The following is a 244-nucleotide window of genomic DNA, read 5'->3' on the forward strand; positions in this document are numbered from 1 at the left end:
ACGCCAGCGCTTCCTCCGGCATCACGGCCGACAGATGCTGGCTCTCGGCGACGGCGCGGTTGGTGATGCGGCCGCGATGGACGTTGAGGCCGGCGCGCAGATGCGGATCCTCGACCAGCGCGCGCAGCTCGCAGGCATGAAGCGCCGCGCGGTGCTGGTCGACGTCGCGATCGACCAGGGCGGCTGCTTCGAGACCTCGAAGGCGACCACGCACCAGGCTCCGCCCGATCTGGTCGATGAGGTC

Annotated in this window: 1 protein-coding gene and 1 pseudogene; one reads left to right on the forward strand and one right to left on the reverse strand. The window is 70.5% G+C overall.

The window, feature by feature from the left end; all coding sequences use genetic code 11:
* A pseudogene (locus FNJ47_RS55235) lies at positions 1–127 on the reverse strand (alanine dehydrogenase); the annotation flags it as partial.
* 9 nt (positions 128–136) lie between these two features.
* On the opposite strand from FNJ47_RS55235, the gene FNJ47_RS55240 reads away from it, so the two are divergent.
* A partial coding sequence (locus tag FNJ47_RS55240) for a hypothetical protein (RefSeq protein ID WP_430649502.1) occupies positions 137–244 on the forward strand: 108 nt, incomplete at its 3' end.

Source organism: Bradyrhizobium uaiense, from assembly GCF_010811875.1.
Taxonomy (GTDB): Bacteria; Pseudomonadota; Alphaproteobacteria; order Rhizobiales; family Xanthobacteraceae; genus Bradyrhizobium; species Bradyrhizobium uaiense.